Here is a 17,203-nt window from a genome sequence, read left to right as displayed (position 1 = left end):
AGAAATTTTTTATAATACTGGTCCACTAGGAATGCCGCACTATTTATAACTTCTTGTCTTTACTTCTATATTCTCGTAAACTAATTCTTCTTTATGGAGAACGGCATCTTTTGGTTCTCCTTTATATTCCCAAGCAGAAACAAATTTATAGTTTTCATCATCTCGCAGTGCCTCCCCTTCAGGGGTTTGGTATTCTTCTCTAAAGTGCCCCCCACAAGATTCATTTCTAGTAAGTGCGTCTTTAGCGAATAATTCTCCCAATTCTAGGAAATCCGCAACTCGACCTGCTTTTTCTAATTCCTGATTTTTAGAGTCTGCAGATCCTGGTACACGCACGTTCTCCCAGAAATCGGCACGTAATGCTGCAATTTCTGCTATGGCTTCTTTCAGTTCTTTTTCGTTACGGCTCATGCCACACTTGTTCCACATAATTTTACCAAGTTTTTTATGGTAATAATCTACGGAGTGCGTTCCTTTACCGGACATTAATTTTTCTAAACGAGCTCGGGTATCCGCCTCGGCGGCATCAAATTCAGGAGAATCCGTAGGAATTGCTCCGGTTCGGATATCATTGGATAGATAATCGCCAATGGTATACGGCAATACAAAATATCCGTCTGCCAATCCTTGCATTAAGGCAGATGCTCCCAATCTGTTAGCACCGTGATCACTAAAGTTTGCTTCACCGGCAGCGTAACAACCAGGTATAGTCGTTTGCAAATTGTAATCTACCCATAAACCTCCCATAGTATAATGCACTGCAGGATAAATCATCATAGGGGTCTTATACGGATTCTGATCTACTATTTTTTGATACATGTCAAATAGGTTTCCGTATTTTGCCTCTACGACCTGTTCGCCCAGCTCACGGACCTTTGTATCATTGGCATCTTTCATACCAGATGTTAATGCTTTTTCTTTACCGTAACGCATAATGGCCGCGTCAAAATCCAAGTAAACGGCCTCTCCTGTTTTATTAACTCCAAAACCGGCATCACAACGTTCTTTAGCGGCCCTAGACGCGACATCACGCGGGACTAAGTTTCCGAATGCAGGGTATCTGCGTTCTAGGTAGTAATCTCTATCTTCTTCTTTAAGTTGTGTAGGTTTTAATTTGCCTTCACGTATAGCTTGTGCATCCTCTAATTTTGCCGGTACCCAGATACGACCATCGTTACGCAGTGACTCGGACATTAGGGTCAGTTTTGATTGATGATCCCCGGAAACAGGAATACAAGTAGGGTGAATCTGTGTAAAACACGGATTTGCCATGAATGCACCTCTTCTGTGTGCCCTCCACGCCGCCATTACATTGGCACCCATACAGTAGGTAGAGAGGAAGAAAAGATTTCCGTATCCTCCAGTTGCCAAGACTACAGCGTGTGCAGAATGTCTTTCGATTTCTCCTGTTACCAAATCGCGTGCAATTATACCACGTGCTTTACCATCAACTAGAACTATATCTAGCATTTCATGACGGGTATGTGATTTTATTTTTCCACGTTGTATCTGTCTGTTCATAGCAGCGTAAGCTCCTAAAAGCAATTGCTGTCCTGTTTGTCCTTTAGCATAAAAGGTTCTTGAAACTAAAACACCACCAAAGGAACGGTTATCTAATAATCCGCCATATTCCCTTGCAAAAGGGACGCCCTGTGCAACACATTGGTCAATGATGTTAGTGGAAACTTGAGCCAAACGATATACGTTTGATTCACGCGACCGGTAGTCACCTCCTTTAACCGTATCGTAAAAAAGACGATACACGCTATCACCATCGCCTTGATAGTTTTTGGCTGCGTTTACTCCTCCTTGGGCCGCAATAGAGTGTGCTCTCCTTGGAGAATCTTGATAACAAAACGTTTTCACATTATAGCCCAGTTCAGCTAACGAGGCCGCTGCCGAGCCACCGGCCAATCCGGTTCCTACAACGATAATATCAATATTCCGCTTATTGGCGGGATTAACCAGCTCAATGTGGTTTTTATGATTAGTCCATTTATCGGCCAATGGCCCTTTTGGAACTCTTGAATCCAATATGCCCATACTTAGTGTGTTATTGGGTTTAAGTGATGATATAGTGCAATGAAGACAAATCCTAAAGGGATTGCTATTGCATATATTTTGGTGAATGATTTAATTACTGCGGAATACTTATTATTTATTCCCATAGTTTGAAAAGAGGAGGCGAAACCATGTAAAAGATGTAGTGCCAATAATATAAATGAGATTACATAAAGAACAGTTCTCCATATAGGCTCAAACTTTAGCACCGTTTCCTCATAATATCTAGTAGGGTCTTCCGGTTTAACCTCAATGTATTTATAAGACATTTCGTGTACCCAGAAATCATACATATGCAAGCCAATGAAGGCCAAAACTACCAAACCGGACAAAATCATGTTTCGGGATAGCCATGACGCGTTGGCACTGCCCTTATAAGTTGAATAACCTACAGAACCCCTCGCCGCTCTATTTTGTAAATCAAGAACAAACCCCATTACAAAGTGTACAATTACTCCTGCGATTAAAATGGGTTGCAAAATGTATTGCACTAACGGATTATAACCCATGAAATGGGACCAAGTATTAAAAGTGTCGGGCGCAATAACCGAAGTAATATTGATGACAAAGTGTTGTCCAAGAAACAGAACAAGAAAAAGACCGGAAAGCGCCATCACTACTTTTCGGGCTATTGAAGATTTTAACAATCCACTCATTTGTTGATTTTTTAGCTTACCAAATTTAAGGCACAGACTAGTTATTAACAAGTTTTCAAGAGGTTTAGTATATTATTTAGACCCATTTTGATCATATCTAAAAACCTGTTTAGAATTTAACTTTCAAAATACGTATTTTAGGAGCTTTCATTAAACAGATTAAATGAATAGTGAGACGTATATATTCAAAAAAGTAAGAACATTATAGATGGATATTGCCTTACTTTCTGTTAGTATGAATGTTTATTCTACCAAACGAATCGCTGAGGAAGCACAGAAGTGTGGTCATTATATTGAGTTGATTGACCACACAAAATGTTCCGTGAAACTGGGAATGGACAAGCCCAGAATTTATCACAGAGAAGAAGATATTACCAACGAGTTTGATGCCATAATCCCTAGAATTGGTGCAAAGGTTACACGCCACGGTGTGGCTGTCGTAAAACAGTTTGAGATGAACGGAGTCTTTAGTACGGCGCGATCTTTAAGTATTGCCAGAGCAAGAAATAAAGTGAGAACACTTCAGATAATGGCGAGAAAAGGAATACCGATTCCCGAAACTTTATTTTCAATAAACCCTGACAATATTAAAGAACAGATCGAAATCCTCGGTGGAGCACCAGTAATTATTAAAATACAGGAGGGGACTCAAGGTCTGGGCGTGATTTTAGCAGAAAGTAAAAAATCTGCAAAATCTATCATTGATACTTTTTATAAGATGGACACCAGCATCCTCATGCAAGAATACGTAGAGGAAAGTAATGGCGAGGATATTCGCATAATTGTCGTTGGAGATAAGATTGTAGCAAGTATGAAAAGAACCAGTGAATTGGGCGAATTCAGGTCCAATGTTCACAGAGGGGGCAGCACTGCAAAAGTAAAGTTATCGGCAAAGGAAGAATATATTGCCTTGAACGCAACAAAGTACTTAGGTCTTGGAGTTGCCGGAGTAGATTTAATACGCTCCAAAAAAGGGCCGCTTTTGATTGAGGTGAACGCCTCCCCTGGTCTTCAGGGAATCGAGGCTGCTACGGGGATTAATGTTGCCCGAAAAATCATAAAATTTGTAGAGAAAAATGGACTTCGAAAACGAAAATAAAGTTATTGTGATCGGTGGAGAAAGTGTTGCTCCTGGTCAGAATAAACTTTTAAAAATTAGTATCGACCGTCTGCCAACAGGAACGCTCATAGATATTCCGGTTTATGTATTCAATTCAAAAAACCCAGGACCCATTTTGCTCATACAGGCAGGATTACATGGCGATGAAATCAATGGTATAGAAACCGTGAGAAGAATGTTGACCGATAAATTATTTGCAATAGATAAAGGAACTATAATAGCCGTCCCCATCCTAAATATTTTTGGATTTATCCATTTTTCAAGAGAGGTACCGGACGGGAAAGATGTGAACCGTAGTTTTCCGGGAACACGGAAAGGTTCTTTGGCGAGCAGAATAGCCTATCATTACCTTAACGAAATAATGCACCAAATAGATGTAGCTATAGATTTGCACACAGGTGGTGGCCAACGACATAACTTTCCTCAGATTAGATATACTCAAGAAGATGATTTCAGTGCGGAACTGGCAAATGTGTTTAATGCGCCTTTTACGTTTTCTTCTAAATTGATAAAGGGATCTTTCCGCAATGCTGCTTACTTAATGAGTAAACCCACGGTAGTATTTGAAGCTGGGGAGAGTATGCGTTTTGATGATTTTTCCATTACTGCGGGGATTAATGGTATTTTGAGAATTTTGCAACATTTTGGTATGGTTAAGTCAACAATCAAAAATCGTGAAGAGCTTAAGAAAACCATACATTTAGATAAGCGAAAGTGGCTCAGAGCACCTACTGCTGGGATGTTTATACCTAAGGTATTAAACGGTTCTCAAATACAAAAAGGGGCAATTTTAGGGTCGGTATCGGACATTTATGGAAAAAAGACTAAACTTATAAAAGCTCCCGAGGATGGCTATATCATTTGTATCAATCATCAGGCGGTAGTTAATCAGGGAGATGCATTATTCCATATAGGAGCAATTTTAAATTGAAAGATGGTTAATACAGTCCTGTTTTTTTACTAAACAAGCGCTTTATTTTCTTGAATCTTAGCAAGACTAAAATCGATTGCTTGTTGTAAATCTGCAAATTGATGTATAGAATTCTGAAAGAACATACGCTCAAGAACTATACTGGCAAAGTTTCCCTGCGTGCTGCCTACCACGGAATAAAAACTTAGCTTTTGTCTGTGGTTGTAAAATTTTATCCAATCCGCTGGCGCAACTGTATAACTATTGATTCTATTGGATATGTACGCAATGGGATGATTTTCGCCAAAAATTTCTTGCGCCGCAATCACGGCCTTTTCTGCCATGTTCCAATCAAAGATAACGCCTTCCTTCATTTCAGAAATCACGAGTCCATCGAAATAGTAAAAAATACCAAAATCAAATTCCCTGACCTCTCTGATATTTTTAAAAATTTGCAGTTCCCTGACACGTTTCATCACAAAATATTTGATTTTTGGATAGCAAATAAAGATAGCAATATAATTGATTATTTAACGAAAGTAAAATAGGACTTGGAAAAATGAAGTTTCTCACAAATAGATATCAAAAAATTCTAATCTTAAGGGAGCTCAATATCTAACTTTCCATATTTTTCAATTGTATTTCCAATGCTTTTGTAGATAGTTGAACTTCAATAAGAGATAGTGCCAAAGAGAACATAAGAGCAATTAAACTTACTCCAAATATGAGTTTTGCCCAAAAGTTAAATTCCATGTAAATCAATGACATTGTAATTACGGCAAGTAAAAAACTAAATATCGCTGTTGCTTGCATACCTTTTATAATTCCTAGTCTTTTACGGAGCTGATTTATTTGCTGCTCCAGCGGGCTCGAAGAATTTTCTTGATACTTTTCATAAAGTTGTCTAATTAGTGCTGCAATGGCCAAATAACGTGCGTTGTATGCGAGCATGGTTAAAGAAATGGCTGGGAACAATAACGCTGGTATGCTTAGACTTAGCTCCATATGATGATACGATAAATTATTTTAAACTTAGGGTTTTTACATCGAGTGAATAGCTATTATTTCTGTCATTAATGAATAGGCGTTCCTTATTCAGTAAATGAAGATGAAAAGCATCGCCTTCAAAGAAAATGGTACTATCGTTTTTGGTCAATAATGCTTGTGGGATTTCACTATTTCCGTTTCCATCTAGAAGATAACTGAAAACAGTTTTTTCTTCATCCAGAAAAGATTGTGCCGTTGTTATAGCGATGATATCCTCGTTAATATATTGAATGTCACTGATATTTAGACTGGTAGAATCCTTAAATATTAGATTTTGCTTCCAGTTTTCCCCACCATCGTTTGTAAAATATAATAGACCTGATATTCCGGAGATAAAACCGGTCTTGTCGTTCTTAAATGCAATCGAATTTAGATTAGTATACGCTTGCCTCGGTTTAAAAACAATATCCCATGAGTTTCCACCATCATTACTTTTATACGTATTTCCCATTTGTGTTACCATGTACACAAGAGTTTTGGAAACGATATCAAAATCATTAATCGCTCCTAAATCATTTTCAAGTCCACTATGGGGAATTACGGTCCAATTAGCACCACCGTCTAACGTTTTTAAGATTAAAGGCGTAGCAATTCCAAAACCGGTATCAAATCCCATTGCAAAACCTAACTGACCCTTGAATTTTATTTTGTAAAGCGTTTGGGAATCTCCCTTAAGATTTTTGAGACCTTTTAAATCAAAAACACTCCAATTACTTAATGTAGCATCACTTTTAACAATAAATGAACCTTCACCTACGGCGAAAGCTTGCCCATTTTGTATGGCTGCGCTATGAAAGGCATTTGAAAAACGCGACAACCGGATTTCTTTCCAATCTTTTCCACCATTTAAAGTGCTGCGTATGCGCATTCCGGTACCGCCGACCAATATCCCTTTTTGTTCGTTCTCAAAAGCGGCCGCATTGTAAAAATGAAAGGATGTATTCTCTAAGGAATGGATTATACGAGCTTTTGAATTTTGAGCGGTATTCTTAAAAGTTTTTGTTTTAAACGAGAAGTTTTTGCGCTCTATTTCTTCAAAAGTTGGAAATTCCCCTACTGGTATAAAGGTATTCGCCTTTTTTACTTGGGCATCCGTACATGCCAACAAGGCTATAGTGCTTGTACAGCCTATAAATATCCTTTTGAGCATTATTTATTGGTGTCTGGTAAAGCTTTTTGTTTTAGTTGCAGTTGGAAAATTAGAAGGAATTTCTTGTGTAACTTTTCCTGTGGCCGCCCATTCCGTGCCACGCAGCATAGTAGTGACAAAGCCTACGCAGGAAACGGAGTAATCTGCATGTCCCATAATGTTATGGAAAATACGTCCCTTGCCATAGGTCAAGGTCATTAGCGCGGGTTCATGCCTGCCTGTTCCTTTATTTTCTGGGTCTGCGTACGCCGTTGCCAAAACCTCCATATTCTCTGCAGGTCCTCGCAAGCTATTATATAACTCATCTTTGGTGTGTAACCATACTTCCGGCATTCCTTTGGTGATTGGATGTTCACTATTTCGTATTTGAACTTGATATTCGCTTTGTGGCCCGTGGGCACCGGCAGAACCTGGACTTAAATCTCTTATTAATTCTCCCTTATCATTATAATATATGTACGGACCGTCTTTTTCAGTGCGGTCTCCCCAGCCACCAAGACCTATCATTTTGTTGTAAGCGTCCCATTCCGGGAAGGAATTGTCCGCCGCATGAAAAACTACCAATCCGCCGCCGTTTTCCATGTAATTCTCCAACGAACGTTGGGTGGTCTCCGGCCAATCTGCGGCATTCCAACCAAAATTACTGATGACAACATCATACTTGGAGAAATCTGGCGCAAAACTTGGGTCCGATTTCGGTTTTTCCAAGGCGGTCGTTTTTTTATCAACTGGGTATTGGTTCAGAAATTCTTCTCCTTTCCAAGTATATGCAGAGCGATAAATATCAACAGTAAACAAACCACTCTCTTTCAAATAGGTGGCAAGCATATGCGTTGTTTTGGGCCATTGTGCGTGGTTGTTCTGACCGTCAACAATCAAAACTTTTATTGGTTTATCGCTTTTAGCACAGGAAACTTGCACCTGTGAAAAACATATGGCAAAAATTAGAATAATAATCCGTTTCATAAGGTCTGCGATTTAAAAAAGATTGTGCTACTCAATAGTAAAATTTTTAGTGGTTTTTGCACCGTTTCCCGAAAGTTCAACCGTATAAGTTCCGGCGGGTAAATAGGTCTTTCCATTTTTAGCTGTTGGCAAGTCTGTTTTGTGCTTTTTCAGATAGTTTAACTTCCCTATTTTGGAGAAAGTAACATCGTACGATAGGATATTTAACCCTTTATCGGCCACTATTTCCGCTTCACTTACCTTAATGGCATCGTCAGAGGTGATTATGGCTTCGTAGGTATCTGCTGCTGAACTATAGAAAGTAATATCAAGCCCTGGCGTGTTTGGTTTGGACCATGAACTCCAAGCATTACCCCAGTTCTTAGAATGCTCAATGCTTTCTAAATCAAAAACATAAAGATTATTCTTCATTATATCCGGAGTCATAAGCTGTAGCTTAGCGATATTGGCCTTATAAATACTACGGCCATGCGTGCCTACTAAAAGGTGTTTTGCTTCGGGTTGAATTACCAAATCATGTATAGCCACATTGGGCATTCCGTTTTGAAAAACTTCCCATGTATCACCTTTGTTAAAAGAAACATACAATCCATTATCGGTACCTACATAAAGGATGTTCTCATTATCGGAATCTTCGATAACGACGTTAAGTGGTGATTTTGGAATGTTGTCACTCAACGATTTCCAGGTAGTTCCATAATCCTCGCTTACCATTAAATAGGCATTGAAATCATCCCATCGATACCCGTTCAATGCCACGTATACTCTTTCTTTTTTATATTTTGAAGCCACAACTCTGCTGACCCATAAGTCCTTTGGAAAAGAATCCGAGATTTTTGTCCACGTTCCGCCTCCGTTTAGAGTAAGTTGTATTATACCATCATCACTCCCTGTATAAATTTGCCCAAATTTGAAAGGAGACTCGGAGATTGTAGTTAATGTACCGTAGGCTACGTTTCCTTCTTTGCCGCCTTGGGTGAGGTCAGCTGAGATAGTCTCCCAATCATCACCTTGATTTAGTGATCTGTGTAATTTATTGCCTCCTATATATAGTATATCTTGATTGTGAGGGGATAATAGAATGGGAGTTTGCCAATTAAACCGATACGGTGTTTCTCCCAATTCATGTTTGGGTTGTAGGTAGGTTCTTTTATCGTTAGCAAGGTCTAACCTAAAATAGTTTCCAAATTGATATCCCGTATAAACAATATCCGAGTTCCTACTATCTATTTGTACCTGCATACCATCCCCGCCTAGTATCGATTCCCAAGGATATTGACCATTTTGGTGCCAAGAGCTGTTTTCCTCGGCATTATGTGGACCTTTCCAAACGCCGTTGTCTTGTAGTCCACCGTAGACATTGTAAGGTTTCTCATTATCAACATTTATGGCATAAAATTGACCTACAGTAGGGGCATTGTTCTTTATCCAGTTCTGACCATCATCATAACTGATATTAACACCACCATCGTTTCCATTAATCAAGTGGCCCGGTCTTTTTGGATGCACCCAAATTGCATGATGGTCGGCATGGACATTACCCCCGTTAATTGAAGTGTATGTTTTGCCCCCGTCTTCTGATTTTATAATTGGGACACCTGCCAGATATACCTTATTAACATTATTCGGGTCTACCGCTATTTGAGCAAAGTAGTATCCATAACTGTAAAAGAGGTCATCTATATAATTTTCATTTTGTTTGGTCCAAGTTTTACCACCATTATTACTTTTATAGACCTCGGCACCTATAACAGGGGTGTCGAATAATAAGGAATTAGCGTTTTCTAAATATTTGGCCAAATCTACTGGCTTTACAGCACCGCTGCGGACCATTTGCTTTATGTTATCGGCTCGGTATTTTTCTTGAAAATTATTGGTCTTTAGGAAGGTATTCAACTTCTTGTCCGATAAGTTTAAAAATACTTCGGCAGTCATTGCTTTAAAATCATCTTTGACCAATCCAGATGATTTCTTTTCTTTCCCTTTTTCTTTGGGTCTCCTAAATTGATTATCGTGCACCGCTAAGACGGTGTTTTCATCGAAAACGGCCAACCCTATCCTACCAATACCATCGCCTGTAGGGAAACCACTGTTTGGATTGGAAATTTTTATCCAGGTAGCTCCGGCATCCGTACTTTTATAAATTCCCGAGTTAGGTCCATTACCTTTAAAATCCCATGCTTTTCGGTCTTTTTCCCATGCTGTGGCAAATTGGACATTAAAATCTTTTGGGGCAAAAGCAACATCTATTATTCCTGTTTTATCATTGATGTAGAGTGTTTTTTTCCAGGTTGCTCCTCCATCCGTAGTTTTGAAAATACCTCTTTCCGAATTTGGAGAATAAAGATGTCCCGTTACACCAACGACAACCTCGTCCGGATTGTTTGGATTAATACGTATTCTGCCAATATGATGCGAGTCCGATAGGCCACTATTTTTCCAGGTTTTGCCTTTATCGTTAGATTTTAGAATACCTATACCTGCATAGGAAGATCTAGAGGAATTGTTTTCCCCAGTTCCTAGGTATATGGTTCCGCTTGGCCAATGAACAGCAACAGCACCTACGTTTTGGGTGTCCGTCCCATCAAGAAGAGGGGTAAAGGTGGTTCCGTTATTATTCGTATACCAGAGACCTCCAGAGGCATAACCCACATAGAATTCTATGGCATTTTCAGGGTTTACAGCAATATCCACAACACGGCCACTCATTACTGACGGACCAATGTTCTTTAACGGAATGTTTTTGACCAATGATTGTTTTGCTAATTTCGACTTATGGTCAAGGGCCTCGAGGTTTATTTGTTCGGATGTTGGACTGATTTGTGCTGTACAAAGGGCAACACTGAATAACACGAAGAGTGATAAATATTTCATTTTTGTTTATTGCTAATTCTATCGTGGAAGTTAGTGATAAGTTTTAGCCACCCCAAAAAAATAATTTGTAAGAAAATATAACTAATAAATTATCAACTTATTAGTTTATAGCATAATTAATTGCTTAATATCAAAAAATATTGTTAATTTATTAATACATAACCAATAAGTAACATAAAATGGAAGAGTATTTACCGTTAATTATTCAATTAATCTCCGGCGCGGTCGGAGGAAACGTGGCAGGAAAATTATTGCCAAAACTTAATCTAGGCACCTTAGGGAATAGTATTTCAGGTATCCTAGGAGGTGGATTAGGGGGCTATTTATTAAGTATGCTGGGTCTAGGAACGGACGGCGGTATGGATATTTCCGGTATTCTTGGAAGTGTAGCTGGCGGAGGCGTCGGTGGTGGGGTTATTATGGCCATTATTGGAGCCATCAAAGGCGCTATGTCTAAATAAAGTAAATTAACCAACTTAAAACTTGGGGACTCTTGAAGGAGTCCCTTTTTTATTGGCTTAGTTTGTTCCTTAGTTTTTTGTTCAACTCCATTAAGTTTATCTTGGCTTTCCTGATTTCTTTGCCAAGTTTTTGATTTTTTACTAAAGACATATCACTAACAGTTTCAAAGGCCTTTGAATACCAATCTTCCCATGCGTTTAGTATAGTGACTTCTTTTGAAACCGTTGAATTTTTTACTATCTCTTTTGTACTCAAGGCATATTCTTGTTCTAATCGTTCTTTCGCCCGTACTCTTAAATCCTTTAAAACATCCAAAGCCGTTTCCGTATCAGAATTAACCAATTCTAAGCCACTTGTAAGTGCCGCAATACCAACATTTTTTAGTGTTTTTTTAGAGACCTTGTCTAAACGATCGTTGTCTGTGTGGTAAAATTGGTCCGTAAAATGCCAAAGGAGTAGCCCAGGAATATCAGCATCTAAAAACGGGGTATGATCACTACCTCCTTCAAAAGGATTAGTATTTACTTCCCAATCTGAGTAAGTGCCTTGTTTCTTAAAATTAGCTATAATAAAATCATTGAGGTAATGTGGTTTCATTTCGGTTAAGGACAAAACCTCGCCACCCCATTCGGAATGCTTATCATTTCCTCTGGTCCAAATTGCACTCGGATCTGGCATTTTTTCAATTAAAAAAGAACCGCCAGTTATTGCCGTATTTTCACCCAACATATCCAGACTTATACCCCATTTAATGCCTGCTGCTCTTTTTTTGTCTTCTTCAATATATCTTCTTGTAGAAATGATTTCATCTCCCCAAAGAAAAGTCAATGTACGGTCAAGGGCTATTTTCTCTTCTTTAAATAATTTGGCCGTTAAGGCTGCCATTTCTAATTGTACTCCTACGCCTGTAGCGTTATCGTTTGCACCAGGTTCTTGTATATGCGCACTAAACACCAAGCGCTGGTCAGGTTGGGTTTTGCCTATGATGTCTGCTACAACGGTTAATTCCTCAGAGGGGTAAATTTTCGTTTGGATGCTTACCTTAAGGTTGGTTTTTCCGTTTTTTAGCCTAGTTTTCAATCTTTGGTTGGCCTCATAGGATAAAGCAATTCCCCAAAGTTTATTTTCCTCATGGTTAGGTAAACTCCTAAACTGAATGGAGGTGGTATTCTTTTCAGGTTGTAGATAAGATGGATTATTATATGTTATGATTCCCAAGGCACCTTCGGCCACCATTTTATCATAAAACTTACCTGCCCTGGATTCTGTATACACGATTTTCCCTTTTATATTGCCATTGGGGTTATCATCTAGACTTACTACTTCTGCCGTTAATCCACTTTTTGGAGTAGAAACCGAATTAAGATAAGTCATATTTCTATTGGTAGTGGAAAGCAATAAGGGTTCCTTTTCTCCTTTTATATAGAGTGAAGCGGAAACGGGTTCCCACGTGGGGTTGTCCATGGCACGTTTTTCTATTCTATATGTGAGCCGGTCCGTGTCTTTAGCTTTGCTTTCTAGAACATATCCAGATTTTTCTAAATGTTCTGCAATCCAAAACACACTTTTGTTAAAACCGGTATTTCCTGCAACCCGCCAGTATTGTTCAACGAAAGCAGTAGTTTCATAGGCTAGTTTTCCGTCAAACTCAGGACGAATTATTTCAAAATACGGTTCGGAAGTCTGTTGTAGAATTTTTTCTTGCGAAAAGCCTAAACTAATAACGAAAAGAAGGCCGATAAAAAGAAGGTGTTTTTTCATGTATATTTCTAATTTAGAATTCAAGAAAAATAATCAGCTACAATACCGAAATGCCTTGTGTAAAGTATGTAATTTGTTTTAATCGTCGGAGTAAACAAAGTAATCCTACCCTTATTTGATGTCATTTAATAGTACTATTCTTTATTGATAGTGTATATACCTTGGCGGTGTAACTCCATTCAATCGTAAAGAAACAAGCATTTGGGCTCTATGATGCGTTATATGGTCAGTAAGCAATAACATAATTTGCCTTTTAGATCTGTTTAGCCCAAAATAATCTAATTTGTCTTCGAGTTTGGTTATTTCAAACGCCGAAATTAATTGTATGGTCTTATCAAATGTTTCTTCAATTTTAGCAATCATTTCATCCTTGGATTTATTATTTGGTTTAAGTTCTGTATCGGTTTGCCAGTCTCTTGGTTCGCGCCCACCTAATAAAGATTGACTATGCCAATCCATAGCCCAGCCGAGATGCATCAAGTTTTCTGCAAAACTTTTGGACGCTTCTGTCGCTCTAAAATCATACTTATCTTCTGGCATACTTTCTGCAACACTAATTAAATATTTTTTAGAATTTTCCAAGCGTTCTATATAGTCCTTAATAAAATTATCTTGTTGCGAGAATAATGGTGAACTTATTCCAGCACATAAAAAAATAAGGGTAGTAAAAAAAAGATACTGCTTCATCGTATTATAATTATTTTCTAACTACTAACTACTAACTACTTTTTACTCCTCCCATTTCCAATCGCCTCCTATTATTAATTTTTCCTTCAGATTATTATCTATCATAAACTGCTTGGTAGTTTCACTATCCATTTTAATTGCAGGAAGTTTGGGCGCATCGGCAAGCGCGTACAGCATCATAGTGCCAAAACGTGAGGTGTTGGTTACATGGGCTTCATTAACTAAATTGAAGTCATCACAATCCGAATGATAGCAACCATAAATAGAACGGTCTAGATTACTGTGAACAGAAAGAGTAGGGACACCTTCTAACATAAAAGGCTGATGGTCGCTATGCAATCCTGAGCGATTAGAAAAAGTATTTTGATAAATCGTATCCTGTTGTTGTATTGCAGCTCCCAAGTCTTTAAAGAAAGCTTCATCTTCCAGTTTTCCGCCGGCATTCATACCAATAGGATTTCCCGACATATCCAGATTCATCATATATTTTATACGATCTATCGTATTGTTTTTAACAGCTTCCTCCACTAAATAGGTAGATCCTAGCAAACCTTGCTCTTCTCCCATGAACATGATGAATTTTATGGTCCTCTTAGGGGTAAGATTATTGGCTTTGAATGCTCTCGCAATATCTAAAACAGCAAAAGAACCAATACCGTTATCTATTGCCCCTGTGGCTAGATCCCAAGAATCTAAATGTCCGCCGATAACAATTTCCTCTTCTGGTATCTCACTACCTTTTAAGGTGGCAACTACGTTTCTAGCCTTTATCACATCACTTTTGTTGGTCATTTCAATATGCGCCGATACGCTTTTATCCTTAAGTTTTTCTTTTAAGGCCATTCCGTCTTCCATGCCAATACATACTGCAGGAATGGGGATAAGTGCTCCCGTAACAGAAGCTGTTCCTGTTAACAACACACCATTGGGTACCTGATTGATAATGATGATGCCTATTGCACCGTATTTCATGGCCAAGGCTGTTTTCTCGCTACGGTGAAGATTTGTTAATCCCTCGGGACTTCCCTCTAAAATATTAATATATACCAAGGAAATTTTACCCTTTACCGATTCTGGGTGCGCTTCATAATCAGCTTCTAGCCCGTTGCCCATATCTATGATTTCGCCAGTAACATCTGCCTTTATCGGAGAATGCCCTAAAGTGACCACCTTTACAGGCGCTTTATCTATAGCTAATGCTACCGTTTCCCTTGCCCAAGCTTCTACTTCAAAGGTTTGGTATTGCACGTCTTCAAATCCGTATTCCTTAAATTTATTGAAGGTGTATTCTTCGGCTTTCGCCCCGTTTTCAGAACCTGTAAGTCTATGGCCTATAGTTTCTGTAGCTTCCTTTAGCGTACTGTACGCTTTTGCGTTTTGTTTTATTTCGGTGTCAATACGCGCAAAAAGTTCCGCTTGCGTTTCCTCTTTTTTGGTTTCACCACAGGCGCTGAGAATACATGCACATAGGATTAGGAGTGCCGTTTTGTTCATAATTAGGTGCTTTTTAATGGTTGAATAATTTTAGTCAATGTTAGGGTACTAAGATAGGTAAATCAATAGAAGTGAAACTTTAAAAGTTATTAGTTAAAATCAGGATTTATTTCCTTGTAAAATGATAAAGCTCTACTTAATTCTTAAATTTAACCTCAAACCTAATATTCATGAAGTACGATCAGCTCCCAAATTCACTCTTTAAAAAGAACCGGAAAAAGTTTATGGCTCAAATGCGGCCAAAGAGTATTGCCGTCTTTAACTCTAACGACATTTACCCCATAAGTGCCGATAGTACTATGCCTTTTGAGCAGCACCGAGACATTTTTTATCTCAGTGGAGCGGATCAAGAAGAAACTATACTCCTATTATTTCCAGATGCCATGGATGAAAAGCACCAGGAAATATTGTTTGTCCGTGAAACTAACGACCATATCGCGGTTTGGGAAGGTGCAAAACTTACTAAGGAACAGGCTACTGAAGTATCTGGTATAGAAACTGTTTATTGGTTAACAGATTTTGATAAGATTTTCTTTGATTTGATGACCGAAGCGGAGACCATTTATTTTAATACCAACGAGCATTACCGGCAAGCTGTTGAAACACAAACTAGGGAAGACCGCTTTATTATCGATTGTAAGAAAAAATTCCCTGCACATGCCGTGGCAAAAAGCAACCCGATTCTACAAAAGATACGAGGGGTAAAGGAGCCGGAAGAAATTGCGATGATGTTAACGGCTTGTTCCATTACAGAGAAAGGATTTCGCAGATTATTAGGCTTTGTAAAGCCGGGAGTTTGGGAATATGAGATTGAAGCGGAATTATTACACGAGTTTATCCGAAACCGGTCTAAAGGTTTTGCCTATTCCCCGATTATAGCTTCTGGGAACAATGCTAATGTGTTGCATTATTTGGAAAACAATCAACAGTGTAAATCTGGAGACCTTATTCTTATGGACGTAGCTGCGGAATACGCCAACTACTCAAGTGACCTAACACGAACCATTCCAGTGAACGGGAAATTCACCAAACGCCAAAAAGAGGTTTACGAAGCTGTTCTGCGGGTTAAAAACGAAGCCACTAAAATGCTGATGCCAGGAACCATTTGGGCTGAATATCATAAAGAATGTGGAAAACTAATGACCTCGGAACTTCTGGGATTAGGATTATTGGATAAGGCAGATGTTCAAAACGAAGACTCCAATTGGCCCGCCTATAAAAAATACTTTATGCATGGAACCAGTCATCATATTGGTTTAAATACCCATGATTATGGCGAGTTAAAAACTCCAATGGAAGCGAATATGGTCTTTACGGTAGAGCCCGGGATTTACATTCCTGACGAAAAGATGGGCGTGCGATTAGAAGATGATGTGGTTATTCAAGAAACGGGGGAACCATTGAACCTTATGGCCACGATACCTATTGAAGTGGAGGAAATTGAGGAGTTAATGGCGAATTAGTATACATTCACAAAGTGTTCTTTGGATGGTTTTAAAAAAAAAGACGCTCTCGCACTATTTTTTAAGCCATTCAATGTATTCAGGTGCCAATTAGATATAAGAAAAGCGGCAGTACTGCCGCTTTTCAACTAAAACACACCACCACAACCTAATTCTTTTTCATGCCCTTTTCGTTCATTTTTTCTTTTACGACCATTTTCTTTTGATGCATAATTTCTTTTTTCTTCATTTTAGCTTTCTTGGCCATGACCTCTTTTTTTTCCATAGCTAATGCTTCCTCCTTTTTCATCATGGCTTCTTTTTTCCTCTTCTCCTCTTTGGACATCACTTCTTCCTTCATTACTTTCTTTTTAGCCATATGGGCCATTTTTTCTTTTTCTGTAGCCTCTTTTTTTATCATTTTCTCCTCTTTGGCCATTTCTTTTTTCTCCATTTTATCCTGTGCGTTTGTCGAGAACGAAAATGTTATGGTGAAGACTACTAATGCGATTAACTTTTTCATGATTTTATATTTTAAGTTTATAAATTATTATACACCAAATGTAGTGGGCA

Annotated in this window: 15 protein-coding genes; 4 read left to right on the top strand and 11 right to left on the bottom strand. The window is 38.6% G+C overall.

What is annotated here, in order from left to right; translation table 11 throughout:
• Positions 1-39: 39 nt before the first annotated feature.
• Positions 40-2,043 (bottom strand): fumarate reductase/succinate dehydrogenase flavoprotein subunit, encoded by a 2,004-nt coding sequence (locus SJY09_RS12975; protein ID WP_396636144.1) that lies wholly within the window; start codon positions 2,041-2,043, stop codon positions 40-42.
• Between the two features lie 2 nt (positions 2,044-2,045).
• The gene (locus SJY09_RS12970) at positions 2,046-2,717 is read right to left on the bottom strand and encodes a succinate dehydrogenase cytochrome b subunit (protein WP_396636143.1); all 672 of its coding nucleotides are present in this window, start codon (positions 2,715-2,717) and stop codon (positions 2,046-2,048) included.
• Between the two features lie 208 nt (positions 2,718-2,925).
• Between SJY09_RS12970 and SJY09_RS12965 the strand changes: the two genes are divergently transcribed.
• Both SJY09_RS12965 and SJY09_RS12960 read left to right on the top strand, forming a co-directional pair.
• The gene (locus SJY09_RS12965) at positions 2,926-3,816 is read left to right on the top strand and encodes a RimK family alpha-L-glutamate ligase (RefSeq protein WP_396636142.1); all 891 of its coding nucleotides are present in this window, start codon (positions 2,926-2,928) and stop codon (positions 3,814-3,816) included.
• On the top strand, positions 3,794-4,768 hold the full coding sequence (locus tag SJY09_RS12960) for a succinylglutamate desuccinylase/aspartoacylase family protein (protein WP_396636141.1): 975 nt from the start codon (positions 3,794-3,796) through the stop codon (positions 4,766-4,768). Before SJY09_RS12965 ends, SJY09_RS12960 begins: the two co-directional genes overlap by 23 nt.
• A gap of 29 nt (positions 4,769-4,797) precedes the next feature.
• On the opposite strand, the gene SJY09_RS12955 is transcribed toward SJY09_RS12960, so the two are convergent.
• From SJY09_RS12955 to SJY09_RS12935, 5 genes are all read right to left on the bottom strand, one after another.
• Positions 4,798-5,223: a hypothetical protein gene (locus SJY09_RS12955; RefSeq protein ID WP_396636140.1), complete on the bottom strand. Its 426-nt coding sequence runs from the start codon at positions 5,221-5,223 to the stop codon at positions 4,798-4,800.
• A 139-nt stretch (positions 5,224-5,362) separates the two neighbouring features.
• The gene (locus SJY09_RS12950) at positions 5,363-5,752 is read right to left on the bottom strand and encodes a DUF2721 domain-containing protein (RefSeq protein WP_396636139.1); all 390 of its coding nucleotides are present in this window, start codon (positions 5,750-5,752) and stop codon (positions 5,363-5,365) included.
• A 16-nt stretch (positions 5,753-5,768) separates the two neighbouring features.
• A complete protein-coding gene (locus tag SJY09_RS12945) occupies positions 5,769-6,944 on the bottom strand; it encodes a WD40/YVTN/BNR-like repeat-containing protein (RefSeq protein ID WP_396636138.1) in 1,176 nt (391 codons plus the stop codon).
• Between the two features lie 3 nt (positions 6,945-6,947).
• Positions 6,948-7,910, bottom strand: coding sequence for a ThuA domain-containing protein (locus SJY09_RS12940; protein WP_396636137.1), 963 nt, complete (start codon positions 7,908-7,910; stop codon positions 6,948-6,950).
• 27 nt (positions 7,911-7,937) lie between these two features.
• Positions 7,938-10,784, bottom strand: a complete 2,847-nt coding sequence (locus SJY09_RS12935) for a glycosyl hydrolase (protein WP_396636136.1) — start codon at positions 10,782-10,784, stop codon at positions 7,938-7,940.
• Positions 10,785-10,963: 179 nt separating this feature from the next.
• Here SJY09_RS12935 and SJY09_RS12930 point away from each other — a divergent pair, with 179 nt between their 5' ends.
• A complete protein-coding gene (locus SJY09_RS12930) occupies positions 10,964-11,245 on the top strand; it encodes a hypothetical protein (RefSeq protein ID WP_396636135.1) in 282 nt (93 codons plus the stop codon).
• A 49-nt stretch (positions 11,246-11,294) separates the two neighbouring features.
• Here the strand turns inward: SJY09_RS12930 and SJY09_RS12925 are convergent, their stop codons facing one another.
• The 3 genes from SJY09_RS12925 to SJY09_RS12915 all read right to left on the bottom strand — a co-directional run bounded on the left by SJY09_RS12925 (position 11,295) and on the right by SJY09_RS12915 (position 15,188).
• Positions 11,295-13,007 carry a M28 family peptidase gene (locus SJY09_RS12925; protein WP_396636134.1) on the bottom strand — a complete coding sequence of 571 codons (1,713 nt, stop codon included), beginning with the start codon at positions 13,005-13,007 and terminating at the stop codon, positions 11,295-11,297.
• Positions 13,008-13,148: 141 nt separating this feature from the next.
• Positions 13,149-13,694, bottom strand: coding sequence for a DinB family protein (locus SJY09_RS12920; protein WP_396636133.1), 546 nt, complete (start codon positions 13,692-13,694; stop codon positions 13,149-13,151).
• A 42-nt stretch (positions 13,695-13,736) separates the two neighbouring features.
• Entirely contained in the window at positions 13,737-15,188 is a 1,452-nt protein-coding gene (locus tag SJY09_RS12915) for a M20/M25/M40 family metallo-hydrolase (RefSeq protein ID WP_396636132.1), read from the bottom strand.
• Between the two features lie 170 nt (positions 15,189-15,358).
• Between SJY09_RS12915 and SJY09_RS12910 the strand changes: the two genes are divergently transcribed.
• Positions 15,359-16,651: an aminopeptidase P family protein gene (locus SJY09_RS12910; RefSeq protein ID WP_396636131.1), complete on the top strand. Its 1,293-nt coding sequence runs from the start codon at positions 15,359-15,361 to the stop codon at positions 16,649-16,651.
• A 148-nt stretch (positions 16,652-16,799) separates the two neighbouring features.
• Here SJY09_RS12910 and SJY09_RS12905 read toward each other — a convergent pair whose 3' ends face one another.
• Positions 16,800-17,153, bottom strand: coding sequence for a hypothetical protein (locus SJY09_RS12905; protein ID WP_396636130.1), 354 nt, complete (start codon positions 17,151-17,153; stop codon positions 16,800-16,802).
• Positions 17,154-17,203: the final 50 nt, after the last annotated feature.

The sequence above is a fragment of the Maribacter sp. R77961 genome, assembly GCF_044594925.1.
Classification (GTDB): domain Bacteria; phylum Bacteroidota; class Bacteroidia; order Flavobacteriales; family Flavobacteriaceae; genus Maribacter.
Note: the sequence above shows the minus strand (reverse complement) of the source record. Positions and strands in the feature narration are given on the sequence as shown.

Bases quoted from the DNA above. Each gene is read 5' to 3' on its own strand.
- SJY09_RS12960 (WP_396636141.1), top strand. From the start codon at position 3,794: ATGGACTTCGAAAACGAAAATAAAGTTATTGTGATCGGTGGAGAAAGT.
- SJY09_RS12925 (WP_396636134.1), bottom strand. From the start codon at position 13,007: ATGAAAAAACACCTTCTTTTTATCGGCCTTCTTTTCGTTATTAGTTTA.
- SJY09_RS12945 (WP_396636138.1), bottom strand. From the start codon at position 6,944: ATGCTCAAAAGGATATTTATAGGCTGTACAAGCACTATAGCCTTGTTG.
- SJY09_RS12965 (WP_396636142.1), top strand. From the start codon at position 2,926: ATGGATATTGCCTTACTTTCTGTTAGTATGAATGTTTATTCTACCAAA.
- SJY09_RS12915 (WP_396636132.1), bottom strand. From the start codon at position 15,188: ATGAACAAAACGGCACTCCTAATCCTATGTGCATGTATTCTCAGCGCC.
- SJY09_RS12970 (WP_396636143.1), bottom strand. From the start codon at position 2,717: ATGAGTGGATTGTTAAAATCTTCAATAGCCCGAAAAGTAGTGATGGCG.
- SJY09_RS12935 (WP_396636136.1), bottom strand. From the start codon at position 10,784: ATGAAATATTTATCACTCTTCGTGTTATTCAGTGTTGCCCTTTGTACA.
- SJY09_RS12905 (WP_396636130.1), bottom strand. From the start codon at position 17,153: ATGAAAAAGTTAATCGCATTAGTAGTCTTCACCATAACATTTTCGTTC.
- SJY09_RS12950 (WP_396636139.1), bottom strand. From the start codon at position 5,752: ATGGAGCTAAGTCTAAGCATACCAGCGTTATTGTTCCCAGCCATTTCT.
- SJY09_RS12975 (WP_396636144.1), bottom strand. From the start codon at position 2,043: ATGGGCATATTGGATTCAAGAGTTCCAAAAGGGCCATTGGCCGATAAA.
- SJY09_RS12940 (WP_396636137.1), bottom strand. From the start codon at position 7,910: ATGAAACGGATTATTATTCTAATTTTTGCCATATGTTTTTCACAGGTG.
- SJY09_RS12920 (WP_396636133.1), bottom strand. From the start codon at position 13,694: ATGAAGCAGTATCTTTTTTTTACTACCCTTATTTTTTTATGTGCTGGA.
- SJY09_RS12930 (WP_396636135.1), top strand. From the start codon at position 10,964: ATGGAAGAGTATTTACCGTTAATTATTCAATTAATCTCCGGCGCGGTC.
- SJY09_RS12955 (WP_396636140.1), bottom strand. From the start codon at position 5,223: ATGAAACGTGTCAGGGAACTGCAAATTTTTAAAAATATCAGAGAGGTC.
- SJY09_RS12910 (WP_396636131.1), top strand. From the start codon at position 15,359: ATGAAGTACGATCAGCTCCCAAATTCACTCTTTAAAAAGAACCGGAAA.